General features: G+C 68.7%; 12 protein-coding genes and 3 pseudogenes. 7 read left to right on the top strand and 8 right to left on the bottom strand.

Translation table 11 applies throughout. The features are described 5' to 3' along the window. Window positions 1-443 precede the first annotated feature (443 nt). Window positions 444-1,073, top strand: a complete 630-nt coding sequence (locus ACFVWD_RS06355; protein WP_389594226.1) for an antibiotic biosynthesis monooxygenase family protein — start codon at window positions 444-446, stop codon at window positions 1,071-1,073. 68 nt (window positions 1,074-1,141) lie between these two features. Here the strand turns inward: ACFVWD_RS06355 and ACFVWD_RS06350 are convergent. The 3 genes and pseudogenes from ACFVWD_RS06350 to ACFVWD_RS06340 all read right to left on the bottom strand — a co-directional run. Further along, window positions 1,142-1,841, bottom strand: a pseudogene (locus ACFVWD_RS06350) (IS982 family transposase); the annotation flags it as partial. A gap of 346 nt (window positions 1,842-2,187) precedes the next feature. Then, window positions 2,188-3,456 (bottom strand): hypothetical protein, encoded by a 1,269-nt coding sequence (locus ACFVWD_RS06345; RefSeq protein ID WP_389594225.1) that lies wholly within the window; start codon window positions 3,454-3,456, stop codon window positions 2,188-2,190. Between the two features lie 331 nt (window positions 3,457-3,787). Beyond that, complete coding sequence (locus ACFVWD_RS06340) at window positions 3,788-4,519, bottom strand: DsbA family protein (RefSeq protein ID WP_389594224.1); 732 nt, start codon at window positions 4,517-4,519, stop codon at window positions 3,788-3,790. Between the two features lie 461 nt (window positions 4,520-4,980). Here ACFVWD_RS06340 and ACFVWD_RS06335 point away from each other — a divergent pair. Both ACFVWD_RS06335 and ACFVWD_RS06330 read left to right on the top strand, forming a co-directional pair. After that, window positions 4,981-5,160, top strand: a pseudogene (locus ACFVWD_RS06335) (IS256 family transposase); the annotation flags it as partial. After that, window positions 5,157-5,966 carry an alpha/beta fold hydrolase gene (locus ACFVWD_RS06330; RefSeq protein ID WP_389594223.1) on the top strand — a complete coding sequence of 270 codons (810 nt, stop codon included), beginning with the start codon at window positions 5,157-5,159 and terminating at the stop codon, window positions 5,964-5,966. The pseudogene ACFVWD_RS06335 and the gene ACFVWD_RS06330, both read left to right, overlap by 4 nt. Window positions 5,967-6,745: 779 nt before the next feature. Here the strand turns inward: ACFVWD_RS06330 and ACFVWD_RS06325 are convergent. Continuing rightward, the gene (locus ACFVWD_RS06325; protein ID WP_389594222.1) at window positions 6,746-7,213 is read right to left on the bottom strand and encodes a hypothetical protein; all 468 of its coding nucleotides are present in this window, start codon (window positions 7,211-7,213) and stop codon (window positions 6,746-6,748) included. Window positions 7,214-7,513: 300 nt separating this feature from the next. On the opposite strand from ACFVWD_RS06325, the pseudogene ACFVWD_RS06320 reads away from it, so the two are divergent. Then, window positions 7,514-7,723: pseudogene (locus tag ACFVWD_RS06320) on the top strand (Zn-dependent oxidoreductase); the annotation flags it as partial. Between the two features lie 333 nt (window positions 7,724-8,056). Here ACFVWD_RS06320 and ACFVWD_RS06315 read toward each other — a convergent pair. The 3 genes from ACFVWD_RS06315 to ACFVWD_RS06305 all read right to left on the bottom strand — a co-directional run bounded on the left by ACFVWD_RS06315 (window position 8,057) and on the right by ACFVWD_RS06305 (window position 11,690). Then, window positions 8,057-8,542, bottom strand: coding sequence for a DUF2269 family protein (locus tag ACFVWD_RS06315; RefSeq protein ID WP_389594221.1), 486 nt, complete (start codon window positions 8,540-8,542; stop codon window positions 8,057-8,059). 248 nt (window positions 8,543-8,790) lie between these two features. Further along, window positions 8,791-10,356, bottom strand: coding sequence for an MFS transporter (locus ACFVWD_RS06310; RefSeq protein WP_389594220.1), 1,566 nt, complete (start codon window positions 10,354-10,356; stop codon window positions 8,791-8,793). Beyond that, entirely contained in the window at window positions 10,353-11,690 is a 1,338-nt protein-coding gene (locus ACFVWD_RS06305) for an MFS transporter (RefSeq protein WP_389594219.1), read from the bottom strand. Before ACFVWD_RS06305 ends, ACFVWD_RS06310 begins: the two co-directional genes overlap by 4 nt. 232 nt (window positions 11,691-11,922) lie before the next feature. Between ACFVWD_RS06305 and ACFVWD_RS06300 the strand changes: the two genes are divergently transcribed. Beyond that, window positions 11,923-12,564 (top strand): TetR/AcrR family transcriptional regulator, encoded by a 642-nt coding sequence (locus ACFVWD_RS06300; RefSeq protein ID WP_389594218.1) that lies wholly within the window; start codon window positions 11,923-11,925, stop codon window positions 12,562-12,564. A gap of 37 nt (window positions 12,565-12,601) precedes the next feature. On the opposite strand, the gene ACFVWD_RS06295 is transcribed toward ACFVWD_RS06300, so the two are convergent. Then, the gene (locus ACFVWD_RS06295) at window positions 12,602-13,228 is read right to left on the bottom strand and encodes a TetR/AcrR family transcriptional regulator (protein ID WP_389594217.1); all 627 of its coding nucleotides are present in this window, start codon (window positions 13,226-13,228) and stop codon (window positions 12,602-12,604) included. 109 nt (window positions 13,229-13,337) lie between these two features. Between ACFVWD_RS06295 and ACFVWD_RS06290 the strand changes: the two genes are divergently transcribed. Further along, a complete protein-coding gene (locus tag ACFVWD_RS06290) occupies window positions 13,338-14,759 on the top strand; it encodes an MFS transporter (protein ID WP_389594216.1) in 1,422 nt (473 codons plus the stop codon). A gap of 152 nt (window positions 14,760-14,911) precedes the next feature. Beyond that, complete coding sequence (locus tag ACFVWD_RS06285; RefSeq protein ID WP_389594215.1) at window positions 14,912-15,799, top strand: NmrA family NAD(P)-binding protein; 888 nt, start codon at window positions 14,912-14,914, stop codon at window positions 15,797-15,799. Window position 15,800: the final 1 nt, after the last annotated feature.

The following is a 15,800-nucleotide window of genomic DNA, read 5'->3' as shown; positions in this document are numbered from 1 at the left end:
GACGTACTCGGTCGCCTGGGGAGCCCCATTTCGTCGGTTGCCCTCAGCAGGCGGCAGGTGCGACGGCGGCCTCAGGCCTGCTTCGGGGGTAGCTCGCGTTCACGCGGTGGATCGGCGGGCACGGCGCCGTGTCGTCCCCGCACCCGCGGGGGCATTTCGAAGGTCGCCCATGGCCATGACTGCGGCAGAGGCGTTGTCCCTGCGGACGCAGGGGACTTCGACGTCGACCTTTCGTCCTCCACCACCCGCCCTCCCGACGCCCTTGCCCAGATGATCGATTCCGAGGGGTCAGTGGTCGGTAATCAGGGATCGGGGGATGGGTCGGCCAGTGGCGAAGGAGCCTCACCAGCGCCGGCGGGTCGTGGACATAGTTGCGTCGCTCGCCGGGTAGCGCGACCGGATCATCTTGACCTGAAGTGGGGTTGAGATTTCACGATGGTGCGGTGACTGATAACGGAATCACCCTGATCGACGCGTGGGAACTGCCCGAGGACCGGATCGACGAGTCCATCGCACGCTGGCGGGAGCGCGTCGGGCTCATCCACACCGCCGCCGGTTTCCGGGATGCGCGGCTACACCGCAGACTGTTCCCGGAGTCCCGGCTCGGCCTGGTCAATGTGGCGCACTGGGACAGCATCGAGGCCCGGGACGAGGCTCTGGCGAATCCCGGCTTCACCGCGTCGGCAGCCACCGCCGCCAGTTATGCCACCGTGCACGGCGGATGGTACGAGGTGGCGGCCGAATTCCGCGCAGTGGGAAACGGTTCGGGCGAAGGGCCGGGAATCACCTTCGTCAATGCCTTCGAGCTGCCCGCCAAGCGGATCGATGAATTCCTGCCTCACTGGCTCGGCCGCGCAGAGCTGCTGAGCAAGGCGCCCGGCTTCCGGGACAACCGGCTGCACCGTGCGGTGGCCCCGGACACTCGCTTCCAGCTGGTCTGGATCGCGCACTGGGACAGCCCCGACGCATGGCGCACCGCAGACAACGACCCCCGCTTCCAACAGCGCCTGCCCTCCTCCCCTGACTTCGCCATCGCCGACCCCGCACTCTTCCGGGTTGTCGTCGGGTTCTGAGCGCGGGTCGTACGCTCCCGAGCCGTTCGCCTTGGTGGTCGGATCCGCCAAGTAGGCAAGGGGCAACCAATACGAGTAATCCGAACGCCGGGCGTGCGCCCTCGATGCTGTTCGAGATCGAGTTGGCCCTTGAAGGTCTCATTGACCGACTCGGTGACCTGCCGCAACGGCTTGAAGAGGGGAGCGCCGGGCCGCTCCGGCTCGGTCTTGCGGACCGACCGCAGCAGCCGGATGTCCTGCTTGGCCAGCTCGTGTTCGAAGCCCCGGCCGAAGTAGTTCCTGTCGCCGATCAGCGTCTGGGCGGGACGCGCGGCGACGAAGCCGGGTTCGTCGGACAGGAGATCCAGCAGGGTCTCGCGCTCGTCAGCCTTGGCCCCCGTCAGGGCGAACGCGACCGGCAGGCCCTGACGGGTGCACACCAGGTGCAGCCGCAGGCCCCAAAGGAAGCGGCCGTGACTGGCGCAGTACCCGTACTCGGCCCATCCGGCCAGGTCGGAATGTTTGACGGTCTCGCGTGAACGGCCGCATTCCACCGGCGTGGAGTCCACCATCCACGCGTCGTCGCTCCACACCGAGGTATCGGTGGCCAGGAGCCGGGTGACACGCCGAAGCAGTCCGACGGCTTTGCGCAGCCGCTTGTTGTAGCCCGGGTTGCTTGGGCAAGTACGGGAAGAGATGCCGCAGGTGGGAATGGGCGTGGCGGAGCCACCTGACCTGAGAGGTCACGAGGGTGTCCAACTCTGTCTTCACGCACTGACGTTGGACGCCCTCGTTCTATGCGCGCAGCCGATCCCTTGGAATCGATCAGCCAGGGCCTGGGGCTGGCGACCCGCCTGACCGCGGTACACCAGAGGGCTGCTCGCACCGCTGTACCCCCGGAGGCGCGCGGACCGCGATGGCCGTCGCCGCGACGCTGGCCCGGTCTGTTACGGCCCGGAAGCCGGTGTGCCGGTGCTGATCTGTTCACGAGTCCGCGTTCTGGCTCATGTGGTGCCTCGCGCGCCGATGCCGAGCAGGCGCTGCTCGGCATCGGCCTCCACATCGTGGACAGCGGCGGAGAGGCCGTTCGGCCGTGCCGGGGTGAAGGGGCCCGGCACGGCCCGTGGGTCGTGGCTCAGTTCACGGTGAGGACGGCGGAGTCGTTACGGCTGTTCGGATCGAAAGCGGGCCGGTGGGAGTCGGCCGGATCCGGTCCCCAGACCAGCTGGACGCCGCCCTGGGCGTGCGTGACCACGTCGTCGACCCGGAGGGTCAAGGAGAAGTTGGTGACCTGTGCCTTGGGCACGATGATGCCCGGCAGACTGCAGACATACGGCCCCTTTGCCTCGGCGGCCGGGTTGTTCTCCTGCCACGGGGCGCAGTTGGCCGAATGACCGACGGCGGTGGTGCCGGGCGGGAGCGTCACCCAGGCGGTGGGCACTCCCTCACCGCCGCTGCGGTCGTACAGGGTCGCCGGACCGTTGGCGGTCAGGTGGAAGGCGAGGGTCGCGGTTGCGCCCGCCCCGGCTTGAGCACTCGCGCCGGACACTGCGAAGTCGGCCGTGTTGCGGGCCCTCAGGGTGGCGATCCAGTAGTCGGTGACGCTGCCCGTCTGCGGCAGGGAGACGGAGCCCGCCGGGACCGAGGACCGCCGGCCCGCCTTGACCACCTTCAGTTTGAGCGCGACCCCCTTGCCCCACGTCCACTTGATGCCCTGCCCGTCCGGCCAGCCCGGCTGCCCGAGAGGCGCGGTGAGCGCGTCGAGGTAGGTGTTGAGGGCGGTGGAGCCCACGTGCAGACGCACCGGGGCAGCCAGGGCAGCCGTCTCGCCGATGTTGATGACACCCTTGGGGTAGCACTCCGCGAAGTGGATCGCGCCGTTGAACCCGTACTTGCAGTTGGAGTAGTGGTCGGCGAAGTCCAGGCCGGGTGAGGCCGCCAGGACGGTCTGCACACCGCGGGCCGGACGGTTGCCCACGTTGGTGAACCGGACCGGTTCGGCGACGTTGCTGCCGACCTTCAGGTTGGTGTGGTCGGCGAGGTGGTCAAGGCCGAAGGACGGCCCTCCCACGGTGACCGATCCCGTGCCGCCCACGATCCGCGCATGAGCGGACCGGCCAGTGATCTTGTACGTTCCCGTGGCGCCCAGTCGGCTGCCCCTGAGCGCGGTCAGGGTCAACCGGGTCATTGACCCGAGGCCGATGTTCGGGTTGGAGCCCGACTCGAACGACTCCGAGCACGTGGCGACCAGGCCATGGGCGGTGCAGTTGCTCGAGAACGCCACCTTGGCGATCTTCGACAGACCTCGGGCGTCCACGGTCAGCGTGACATCGTGTGCCGTCAGGTTCTTGGTCTTGGTGTGGAAGTCGAAGTACACACCTTCCGTGGCAGGAGCAGTCGGCAAGGCCGCCGGTGTCGGCGCGTCAAGAGTGAGCACCGGCCGGCCGGAAACAGCACCGGCCGGGCCGGCGCCCAGCAGCGATGCGGCCAGACCCGCAGCTGAAACGAACACTGCGGCTAAACCGGTGACGGAATTACGTCTCATCAACATCCTTACGTTTGAAGGGGCTTTACGCAGGCCGCCGACCGGCGGTCAGCGTGGTGCGGCCGGGGCTGGAGTCCCGCCCGGTCGGTTCAGTGAGTCATCCGCCCGTCTCCTTCGCGGCTGTGGCTGGAGCACGGCATCAGCAAGCCGGTCGCGCGGCCACACCACACCCCGGTGGTGACGCGATGGTTCACAAGGAGGTCTCTTCCCACTCCCAGGGCTTGGCGTAGATCTTCTGCAGCAGTTCGGCGAAGGCATCGCTGTCGTAGAGCAGGCCGTTGTACTCCGTCGGGATCTGCTTGCCGTTGATCACCGCGGTGGGCGTTCCCGGTCCTTCGGGGTCCTTCGCTCCCCCGGCCCGCTCGTACGCTTTCTGGGAGGCGGTGACGAAGGAGCGGTACGTCATGTTCTTCACGGCCGCGTTGAACTCCGGGCCGCGCAGGCCCTCGACCTTGCCGGCCAGTTCCAGCAGATAGGCGTCGGTGTAGCCGTCGGTGCTCTCCTCGGGCTGGTGGGCGTAGAGCACCTCGTGGTACTCCACGAACTTGCCCTGCTCCAGCGCGGCGCGCAGTGCGTTGACCGCCTTCTTCGACCCGCTGCCGCCGGCCCGGTCGTCCAGGAAGGAGGCGAGGGTGTACTCGGTTCTCGTCCGGCGGTCGAGCATCGCTTCCCGCAACTTCGAGGAACCGCCGGTGGTCTCGAACTTCTCGCAGTACGGACAGCGCGGATCCTCATACAGGTGCACGGTCATCTTCGCGTCCGGATCGCCCACCAGGATGGTGGTGCCGTCCTTTCCGAGCCTCTCCGGCAGTTTCTCCGCGCTCTCGAACCCGGGTTTGGCCTGCGCCGCCCGCTGCCCACACCCCGCCAGCGTCAGCACCGCGGCCGCGCACAGCACAGCCCACCGTCCCCCACGCGCCATGCGTCATCCCCTCCCCAGAGAACAACGCGACCTTAGATCACCGGTATGACAAACACCCACGCCATTTGCCCTGAGGGACCGTCAACCACCGGCACGGCGGCCGAATACGAAGAGGAAGCGCAGGGCGTGCCGGTCCTGCGCGCGTGGCTCGGGAACGGCCATGACCTTCCATTGCTCGCTCTGTTCGGTCCGCCAGCCGATCTCCCCGTTCCACCAGGCGTGCGCTCCACCTGGTGGCCAGACTCTTCCTCGTCCTGACCAAGGCCGGGAGACTCCGGCCGTGGCATAGGCACGCGTCTGTCGGCCGGTCTCGCGATCACCGCTCCAGACCGCCGTCATCGGGCAGTGGGCTGCTCCCTGAGGCACGCGCCTGCTCAGGCTGAGGTGCTGCTGCGGCAGGCGCAGCCAGCAGGCTCTCCATGAGGGCCTGGTAGCGCTCCAGGTCCCCGGCCCAGCCGGGCAAGGTCACCCGCGGCGCCGGCAGCCCGGCCGCCGCCCTCGCGATGGTGTTGAAGCTTGTCGAGTCCGCCCAGGCCCGTTGGCGCGCGATCACCGGAGCCCACCTCGTCGCCCTTGTCCGAGCAGGAGCCCGCTTCGAACGTGGTCGGCTCGTCGGACGTTCTGAAATGATCGCGGCGTGATATCGAACACTGACGGGCCGGCTGTCTTGGCTCCGCGCGAAGTCTGCATACCTGTCCCCGCTGGCGGTCGGCTGTGGGCCGAGCGCAGCGGTCATGGCAGCCCAGTGGTGCTGCTGCACGGCGCTGGCATGGACTCTCGCCTGTGGGACGCCGTTGTTCCCGAGCTGGCTCGTCACCGCGACGTGATCCGCTACGACGCCCGGGGGCTGGGACGCTCCACGCCACCGGGTGAGCCGTTCAGCGACATCGACGATCTGCGCGCCGTTCTTGACCACTTCGGTCTGCGTCAGGCTGCCCTGGTCGGGTTGAGCATGGGTGGGGAGACCTCGCTGGACTTCGCCCTCACCCACCCGGAGCGGGTCACCGCACTGGCCTTGATCGGCGCCTCGGTCAGTGGTCACGTCTGGCCGCGAAGCCCCGAGTTGTCGGCCTACGCCACGGCGCGCCGGGAGCAGGACACGGCAGCCCTGGCAGAGCTGGAACTGTCGATCTGGGCAGCGATGGGCCACACGGCTCCTGGAGGAGAGCTCATCGAGGCGATGGTGATCCAGAACGCCAAGCGGCGCGTCGTGAGCGAACAGCACTCCAGCGCGGGCCCCAATGCCGAAGCGCGCCTCGGGGACATCGCAGCACCAACGCTGGTGGTCCACGGCGACCGCGACCACCCGGAGATCGGTGTGATCGCCGAACGGCTCGTCACCAGCATCCCCGACGCCCGCGGCGAGGTGATTCCGAACGCCGACCACTACCTGCCGCTCCGCACACCCGAATCCCTCACCAGACTACTGCTGGCACACCTGCCCTGACACAAGCTCCGTCAACGGCCGCACCCACAACCATTGCCAATTGCTCCTCATGTCGAGGGCAGCACCCGGAATCACGAAGTGACGCTGGTTCATCCACCAGGTTTGAGCCGGTTCACTACTTACCGAGCTTCATCCACTGGTTCACTCTCGCTACACCTTCTGACCTCGCCAGCCGGGCCCGCACCGTCTGGTAGTCCCGGCACGTCCCGCCGATGTCAGGGCCGCTTGCCACCCGCCCCGGCGATCCCCGGGGCGGGCTGCCCCCAGCTTCACCAGGCCGCTGCGACGGCCCGGCGGAGAAGGTCTTTCACCTCTGTCCCGTCTCACATGATCCGGTCTGCGAGCAGGGCTGAGACCTGGGGCGACCAGATCAGTCGAGACGCTGGGTCACTGAAAGTCACAGCGGACCTGGCCCAGGAAATCTGGATGTCCGGTGTCGTCTCGGTTGATCTGGTCCAGCCAACCCGCGACACAGGCCGACAGGGCTCGTAGCTCCTCCCCCGCTCACGGTCTTCGCAGGCACCCGCGACCTGATCCCCCCGAGAGCCGCCGCCTTGCGGACCGGGCCGACGTGGGGGGGGGGGTCCAACCCCCACCCCGCCCGGCCACCCCGCCCCTCCCCCCCCCCGCCCCGGGCCGGGTGGCGGCGGGGGGCGCGGGGGGGGTGCCCACCCCCCCCCGCCCCCCCCGCCCCCCCCCACGTCCATCCGCTCCTGCCGACCTCCGAGGGAGGCGCCTCCCGCCCCGACCCCGGGCCGCAGTACTTTCCCCGACGGCCCTCACGCCGCCGCGTCGTACACGGCCCGCAACCGGACGCCGCCGCTGGTCCGGGGCCTCGGGGCGCGCTCCGCGAACACAGTCAGACGCAGCACGAGATAGCGGCCGATCCCGACGAGCGCGGTGGCCGACAGGTACACCGTCTGCTGCAGGACGAGTCCGGCGCCGGGACGGAGCACGGCCAGCGAACCGACCGCGGCGGACGTGACCAGCCAGCCGAGGGCAATGGTTGCCGCGCTCTTCAGATGGCCGGCCAGACCGGGCCGTCCGTGGCCGAACGAGACGCGGGCGTGCAACTCGGTGGCGACCACGGTGGAGGCGACGGTGGTCAACGCGTTCGCCGCCATCCACGGGATCCACTGCGAAAGCAGGACCAGGGCCGCCGAGGCAGCCAGGGTGACCCCGCTGCCCAGCCCGGCGAAGCGCCCGAAAGCGGCCGCGTGCCGACGGATCAGTCGCAGGCCGTTCATGGTGATCCCCTCCCGGGCCGCTGCCCCTAGGCCCTGTCGTCAAATTCCCGTCTGCCCCGCGACGCCATGCACGCACTCTCACCGCACCAGGCACAGACCCAAGTACGTCCAGTACGAGGGCCTGTGCCCGGCACGCCGAGAGCACGCACCTGACGCCGCAGGACCCGCCCTCCGGGCGGACGACGGGAATTTGACGACAGGACCTAGCGGGGCCGTCGTTGTCATGCCGCAGAGCGTGGCCGACCCACCATTCAGCGCGGTTTCAGAGCGTTCTCAGGGGTGCCGGCGGTGGTGAAACCGGTGCGGCGATACACCGCCGCCCGTCTCGACCGTCATCAGCTGCTCAACGGCCTGGAGTTGGGGAAGCGCCCCGAGCCAGCCATGCCCGACGGGTGGACCACCGTCACCGTCAAGGCCGCCCGCTCAACCACCACGATCTATGGACCCTGGAGGGAGTTGGCATCCGCGAGGAAAAGCAGCCGATGATCCTCGGGCTGCGACGCGGCCGGCAACGAGGTCGCACACCGCAATGAGCGACGACCAGGCCTCGACGGTCCAGATCACCTGAAATGGTTTCTGCTTGTTGTTCTCCGGGGCCCTTATCTACGTTGCGCACAGGTGCCCACAGCTGGCGCAGCCGATCATGGTCGGTTTGGCGGGACTGACCTTGCCGGCTGCCGTACTCGGCATCATCGCCACCCATTGACCTGCAGTTCTTTTGCTGCTGGGGGGCTGAAGTGGATCAGTTCCGCTTGCCCTGGGCCGCACCCGCACGCTGTTGAACAGCACGACCACGTCAACAGCCATTGGCGGAGCGCGGGGTTCACCGCGGTGGTTGAGCCGTTATGCGCCTGTCGTCGAGCCGGGGCGGACGATCATCAGGACCACCACGATCAGCCAGGTGAGGGCGAACAAGCCGGTGATCATCGACAGGCGGGGCAGCCGGGCGATCAGGGACTGAGCGGCGGTCGACGTCTGGTCGGGCTTGTCGAGCTGGGTGACCACGTTGTCCTGGGTGCCGAGCACCGCGATGCCCAGCAGGACGGCGGCCACCGCTGTCAGAGCCATGGAGGCGATGAGCCAGGCGCTGCCCATCACGCCCATCACCTCGGCGGTGCCGATACCGAGGGCCGGGACGGAGATGCCGACCACGGCGTAGACCCGGCAGATCCGGTGCAGTAGCCGGACCGATCCCTCGGCCGACTGCTGCTCGGGTCCGTCGGCAAGTGCCTGGCGTGCATAACGCGGGAACAAGCTCGCCGCAATGGTGACCGGTCCGATGAGCAGGATCGCCGCCAGCACGTGGATGCTGAGCAGGATTTTGGCCATGGCGGTGTCTCCTTTTCGCGCGCACGCTGGCGCGGGGCGTCAGGCGCACGGTTTCAGTCTGGCTAAAAGTGGCCTGATGGTTGATCACGGCGTCGCCCGGGGGTCCGGCCGTCCGTTTGACCGATGCTCGGTTCGCGGGCGGTGCCGGTGTTGATGCTTGTGCTCAGCGATCAACACCGGCTGTTCCGGGTGAGGTTGTTCGGCCGGAAGTCCTGCGGGCGCCTCACACCGTCCCGTTGACGTACCGCTTACGCTTCGGCGGATGTCCGGGGACTGTGAACCTTGTGGCGGACGAACAGCGCCGCAGGCACGGCCATGACGATCAGTACGACTCCGCCTATGGCGTTGCCCAAGTGCACGGCGTCGGTGAACGCCCTCGGTACCGCGGTTCCCACCACGCGAGCGAGGGACGTGGGGAGGTCTGTCGCGCCGCCGCCGTGTGACGCACCCTCCACGATCCTGTCCGCCTGCGGCGAGGGGATGCCTGCCTCGACGAGACGGTCATGCAGGTTGCGGGGGAAGCGACTGGTGACGACAGTTCCGAGCACACTGGGACCGAGCACCGTTCCCAGCTGACGAGCCATGTTCACCGCTGCTGCCGCCATGCCCTCCTGCTGTGGCGGGACACTGTTGACCGCGGCAGCCGTCGAAGGCGCCGTCAGGAGGCCCGCGCCGATGCCCGCAATGAGCAGCCCGGGCCACATCGCCCCGTAACCTCCCGAGGCATCGGTCGCGAGCAGCGCGAGAGACCCGGCTCCGATGAGGACCAGACCCGCGGTGATCAAGGGTGTGAGGCCGACCCGGTGTACCAGCACCCGGGCGGCCACCACGGTGACCAGGAGGAACGTTCCGAACAGCGGCAGCAGGCGCACGCCGACGTCGAGGGGGCTGGTCTGTCCCACGCGTTCCATGTAGAGCACGCTGAGCAGGGCGACACCGACCAGTCCGAAAACGCTGACAGCAGCCACGCCCATGACGGCCGAGAAGGAAGCGCTCCGAAAGAGTCTCAGGTCCAGCATGGGGTCGGGGTGACGAAGTTCTACGCGCACGAACATGAACAGGGATACGGCGAAGACCACATACATGGTGATGATCGGCGCCTTGGTGTATCCGGCGGCGCCACCCTGAATGATCGCGTAGGTAGCAGAGGCCGTCATCACTGTGCCCAGGACAAGGCCCGCAAGATCGGGCTTGCGCGTGGGGTGTCTGGACTCGGCCACGAAGACCGGGGCCAGGAGGAGGGCCGCGCCGGCGATGACGATGTTGGCGATGTAGACGGCGTGCCAGGAGAAGTGTTCGAGCAGGGCTCCGGCGAGGATCGGGCCGATGGCCAGGCCCACTCCGGAGCACGCGGCCCAGATGCCGATCGCGGAGGTGCGCTCGTGCGGGTCGGTGAAAGTGGCACTGACGATCGCCAGGCTCGTCGGCAACACGGCTGCCCCGCCGAGGCCCGCGATGGCCTGTGCGGTGATGAGCATGCCGGCGCTGTCGGCGAAGACAGCGACCACGCTGCCGGCCAGGAAGACGGCGGCACCCAGACGGAACACGCGTCGACGCCCCACGAGGTCGCCGAAGGTCCCGGCGGACATCACGAAGCTCACGACAGCGAGGCTGTACGCGCTGGTGATCCATACCAGCGTGCTCGCGGTGACGTGCAGGTCGCTTTGGATGTCGCCCAGGGCCGAGATGGTGGAGGTGACGTCGACGAAGGCCATCATGACGCCGAGACAGACCACCAGAAGGCCGAGCCAGCGGGCCCGCCCGCTGCCTGGCACCGTGGCGCGGTAAGCCTGAGCCGGAACGGACGCCGTCATCGGACTGCCACCGCCCTTTTCTGCGAGACGCCCAGCGACACCACACCCGCGACAGCCATGAGGGCCATCGTGACCAGCCATGCGTGCCGATAGGTCTCCAGGGAGGCTCCACCGGAGGCGGTGCCGAGCATGGCGACCAGGATGCTGATGCCGACGACCGAACCGATCTGAGTCGACATGGTCACGATCGCGCTGCCGGTGGCGGCCTGCTCGGGGCGCAGACCGACCGTCGCGGAAGAGACGACGGTCGGGAGCGCCAAACCGGCGCCGAACCCGAAGAGCAGCCAGCACGGGAGGACTCCGGAGGCGTAGTTCGGGTCGTTGTGCAGCAGAACGGCGAAGAGAAGGATGCCGGCAGAGGCGATCGCGCTGCCGGCCGCCGCGATGACGCCGGACGGGATCCGGAACCGGCGCTGGAGGGTTTCACTGGCCGTGGCAGCCAGGGCGAAGCCGATCGGGCCGGGAAGACTGGCGCACCCGGTTTTGATGGCGGAGTAGTGCCAGTGGGTCTGCAGCCAGAGGATCGTCGACAGCAGGAGGCTGCCGAACGCGGCCACTTGCAGCATGCCGGCGAGGTTCGCCGAGGCGAAGATGCGGTCACGGAAGAGAGAAAGGTCGACTACCGGCACCTGGTGCCGTGACGAGCGGAACAGAAACGCCAGCAACCCGACCACTGCCACAACCAGGGACATGACGACCCGGGTGTCCGACCAGCCCCAGTCGGGCGCCTTCACCACGCCGAGAGCCAGGGCACCGACCACGACGATCAGCAGGACGCCGCCGAGCAGGTCGGGGATGCGGGCGTCCTGTTCGTGCTTGGCGTTGGCCACGAGCCGGGCGGCCAGCGCGATGGCGAGCAGCCCGACGGGAATGTTCACCAGGAACAGCCACCGCCAGGAGACCTGGACCAGCAGCCCGCCGAAAATCGGTCCGCACACCCCGGACAGCGAGCCTGCGGTGAACCAGATCTTGACGTACCGCTCCACCTTGTCAGCGGGTGCGCTCGTCAACACCAGGCCGAGGCTGGCGGGGGTCAGCAGGGCGGCGCCCACCGCCTGAAGGGCACGGAAGACAACCAGCACCCATACGTCGCCGGACAGGGCCGCCCCGAGACTCGCCGCTACGAAGACGGCCATGCCGAGAAGGAAGCCGCTCTTGCGTCCGAAGCGGTCGGCGAGCCGCCCCGCGGGGACGAGAAGGGCGGCGAAGACGATCGCGTAGCCATTGAGCACCCAGCTCAGGTCCGACAGAGAGGTCGCACCCAAGCCCTGCCCGATGTTCGGCAGACCGACGTTGGTGATCCACACGTCGAGTTGGCCGAGGAAACTCGCCATGGCCAGCACAGCGAGGATGAGGGCCGGCCGTGCTCTCGATGTACCCCCGCCTTCTGTCTGCGCTCGCGCAGGGGCCATCTGATCTTGCGAAGACATGCGTCTCGTCCGTTCCGTGGGCTTTGAGGGATGCCGTGAGTGACTGGCGGCAGAGTTCTGGACCGCTCCGTCAAGAACCCTACGAAGTTCTGGAACGACATGTCAAGAATGCTCGTGTGACCTGTAAACTGGCCCCATGGGACGCCCACCAGGATTCGACAAGGACAAGGTCGTACAGGCCATCGAGCGACAGTTCCGCCGTACCGGATACGCCGGTACGAGCGTTGACGACATCGCCAAGGCCGGCGGGCTGGGCCGCGGCAGCCTCTACGCCGCCTTCGGCGACAAGAGCAAGCTCTACCTGCAGACGCTGGAGGCGTACTGCGACCGCAATGAGACCGCCTGGGCGGCCGTACTCGAAGGCCCCGACGAGACCGCGTTGGAACGACTGCGGGCATATCTCGTGAAGTCGGCGCGATTCGTCCACGACGACCCCGACCGGCTCGGCTGCATGGTGACCGGCTTCGTCATCGAGGGCGTCGACCACGATCCGCGGGCCAACGAACGAGTCCGACAGGCCCTCAGGAGAATCGAGGGTTCACTGACCGAGTGCGTTCAGGCTGCACAGCGCCATGGCGACCTCGAACCCGAGGCGGACGCCTCCGAAATCGGCCAACTGCTCATGACCGTCAACCGCGGCATGGAAGTGATGGCCAGGGCCGGGCTCGACTCAGCCGCCCTGGAGCGCGTTGCCGATCACGCGTTCGGAGGACTCCCGCTCACGGCACGGTCCCGGTCCCAGCAGACGCCCCGCCCAGTCACCTCAGACGCTTCCTGAACGTTGCGCGCTTGAGGGTCCGCACTCCGCAGTACGGTCAGCGTTCTGCGGCGAATGACTCGATGTAGCCCAGGGCCCCGTACAGCGCGTCACGCAGGGGTGTGGACTCGCCAGCCGCCTGGTCCAGCAGTGCTCCTCCCTGGAATGCGGCGGCGAGCAGGTGGGCGAGTGCGGCCGGGTCGGCCTCCGCCCGCAGTTCGCCGCGCTCGCGCATCTTGCTCAGGCCGCGCTTGAACAGCTCCTGCCACCGCTCGAAGCCGTGGGCCACCGCGTCCCGGTGGGAGGGCTCGGTCTTGACGACCTCGGCGGCCAGGGAGCCGAACGTGCAGCCGCCGCGCAGCATGTCCTGCGAGGAGATGTAGGAGTCGGCCCACCGGCGCAGGGCGGCGAAGCTGTCCAGCTCGCCCAGCTCGGGCGCCTGGTGGCGGGCGACGATACTGTCGGCCTGCCAGGCGAGCACCGCGCGCACCAGGGACTCTTTGGTGGGGAAGTGGCGCGTCAGCTGCGAGCCGCTGACCCCGGCGGCCTCCCGGATCTGCTCGTTGTTGGTGTTCTGCGCACCGTGTTCGTAGATCAGCTCGGCGGCCGCCCTGACGATGCGTTCGCGTGTGGCCAGGCCTTTGGCGGTCAGCTTCCGGCCCGGCGCTTCGCCGGTTGTGGTCATGGTGACCATCGTAGCGCAAAAAGGGGCTTGACAACCCATTCTGCGAGATGTCTCCTGGAGGCAGACAGAAAAGGGCTGCCAAGCCCATTCCTCTGGGGAGGCGGACAGGATGTCCACACAGGCTGCACCGCAGGCGGTCGCGACAACACCGCACACCGGCCCGGCCCCGGCCGCCACCGAGGTGGGTCACCCACGCCGCTGGAGCATCATGGCGGTGCTGGGAGCCGTCGCCTTCATGGCACAGCTCGACTTCTTCGTCGTCAACGTCGCCCTCGACGGGATCGGGCAGTCGTTCTCGGGCACGGGCGTCGCGAGCGTGTCGTGGGTTCTGTCGGCCTACGCCATCGTCTTCGCCGCCATGCTCGTGCCCGCGGGCCGGATCGCGGATCACTGGGGGCGCAAGAAGATGCTGCTGTCCGGAGTGGCACTCTTCACCCTCACCTCCGCAGTCGCGGCCGCCGCACCCAGCCTCGGCGTGCTGGTCGGCGCCCGGGCTCTCCAGGCCGTCGGCGCGGCGATGATCGTGCCGACCTCGCTCGGCCTGCTCTACCCGAGCTTCCCCAAACGCCAGCACACCCTGGTGGTCGGCCTGTGGGCGGGCGTGGGCGCGATCGCGGCCTCGGCGGGCCCGCCCGTCGGCGGTCTGCTCGTCACCCTCGACTGGCGGTGGATCTTCTTGATCAACGTTCCCGTCGGCATCGCCACCCTCGTCGCCGGCGCGCTGCTGCTGCCCGAGGTGCGTCAGCCCAAGGGTGCCGCTGTGCCGGACGCGGCTTCTGCCCTCGCACTGTTGCTGGCCGTGAGCCTGCTGGTGCTCGCCACCGTCCAGGGGCCGGGGTGGGGCTGGACGGACATCCGCACCGTGGCCCTGTTCGCCGCAGCCGCCCTGGCCGCTGCCGCGACCGTCGAGCGCACCCTGCGCGCCAAGGCGCCGGTGATCGAGAAGCAGCTGTTCGCCGGCAGGCCGTTCACCGCCGCCACCGTGGCCCTGTTCCTGTTCTCAGCCGGCTTCGCCATCGTCCTGCTCAGCACCGCCCTGTTCATGCAGGAGGTCTGGCACTTCAGCCCGCTGCGCGCCGGCGTCTCCATCGCCCCGGCCCCCCTGACCTCGATCGCCTTCGCGATGAACGCCGGCCCCATCCAGCGCCGCTTCGGACGCACCGCCCCCGCCGTGACCGGCACGCTGGCCATGGCACTCGCCGCCGGCTACTGGATCGCGACCGTGCACACCACCCCCGACTACTGGAGCGGCATGTTCCCGGGCCTGATCCTGATCGGCCTGGCCGGCGGTCTGACCCAGGCGCCGCTGTTCGCCGCCGCCGGCACCCTCGCACCCGAACGCGCCACCACCGGCAGCGCCGTACTCAACATGGGCCGGCAGATCGGCAGCGCCGTGGGCGTGGCCCTGCTCGTCGCCCTCACCCCCCAGGCCACGACCACCGGGTTCGACCATGCCTGGTCCGTCCAGGCCGGCGCCGGCATCGCCGCAGCAACCGCGCTGCTCGCCCTCCGGCCCCGCCACACACCCTGACCACAGGGCCGCGGCCACTCGGCTCGGGCCCGCAACCACAGCCTCCTGCTGGACGGGCATCGCACCGCCTCACTCATCTTCTGCGACACCCGTTCGAAGGACTGACGCTGGAGTTCCCGCCAGCTCCCTCTCAAGAAACGGAGATCACCCTCATGGAACGCAACCTCCTCGTGATCGGGGCCACCGGCAAGACCGGCGGCCACACCACCGAACTCCTGCTCCAGCGCGGCCACCGCGTCCGCGCACTCGTCCGCGGCCTCGACGGGCGCGCCGAGCGGCTCGCCGCCCTCGGAGCGGACGTCGTGGAAGGCGACGTCCTCGACCTGGACTCCCTGGCCCGGGCGACCACGGGGATCGACGCCCTGTACTTCACCTATCCGATCCATCCCGGCCTGCTGGACGCCACCGCGAACGTGGCCCAGGCGGCGGAGGAGAACGGGGTCCAGGCGATCGTGAACATGTCGCAGGTCTCCGCCCGCCGCAACACCGCCAGCAACGCGGCACGTCAGCACTGGGTCGCCGAACGCGTCCTGGACCACTCCCCGGTCCCCGTCACCCACATCCGCCCGACCTTCTTCGCCCAGTGGCTGATCGACACCTGGGCCGACGGAACCGGCGAACTGCGCCTGCCGTTCGCCGACGGACGCCACGCCCCCATCGCGGAAAGCGACCAGGCGAAGGTGATCGCGGCCATCCTGGAAGACCCCGCCCCGCACGTCGGCCAGATCTACCCGCTGTACGGAGCCGAGGAGCTCAACCACTACGAGATCGCCGAGAAGATGTCACGGGCGCTGGACCGTGAAGTCACCTACGTGCCCATCGAACTCGACGAATTCGCCGCCATCCTGCACGGGCGCGGCGCGCCGGACCACCTGATCCAGCACCTGCTCGCCGTGGCCGTCGACTACCGCAACGGCGTCTTCGCCGGCACCAACGACCTGGTGAGGACGATCGGCGGCAGCGACCCCCTCGACGTCGAGGGCTTCATCGCCCAAAACCGCGCAGCCTTCGACCTGCCCACTGCCTCAACACCGGAGTAGA

It is taken from the genome of Streptomyces sp. NPDC058086, assembly GCF_042885015.1.
Classification (GTDB): domain Bacteria; phylum Actinomycetota; class Actinomycetes; order Streptomycetales; family Streptomycetaceae; genus Streptomyces.
The sequence above is the reverse complement of the archived record's forward strand: the minus strand, read 5'-3'. Positions and strand labels throughout refer to the sequence as shown.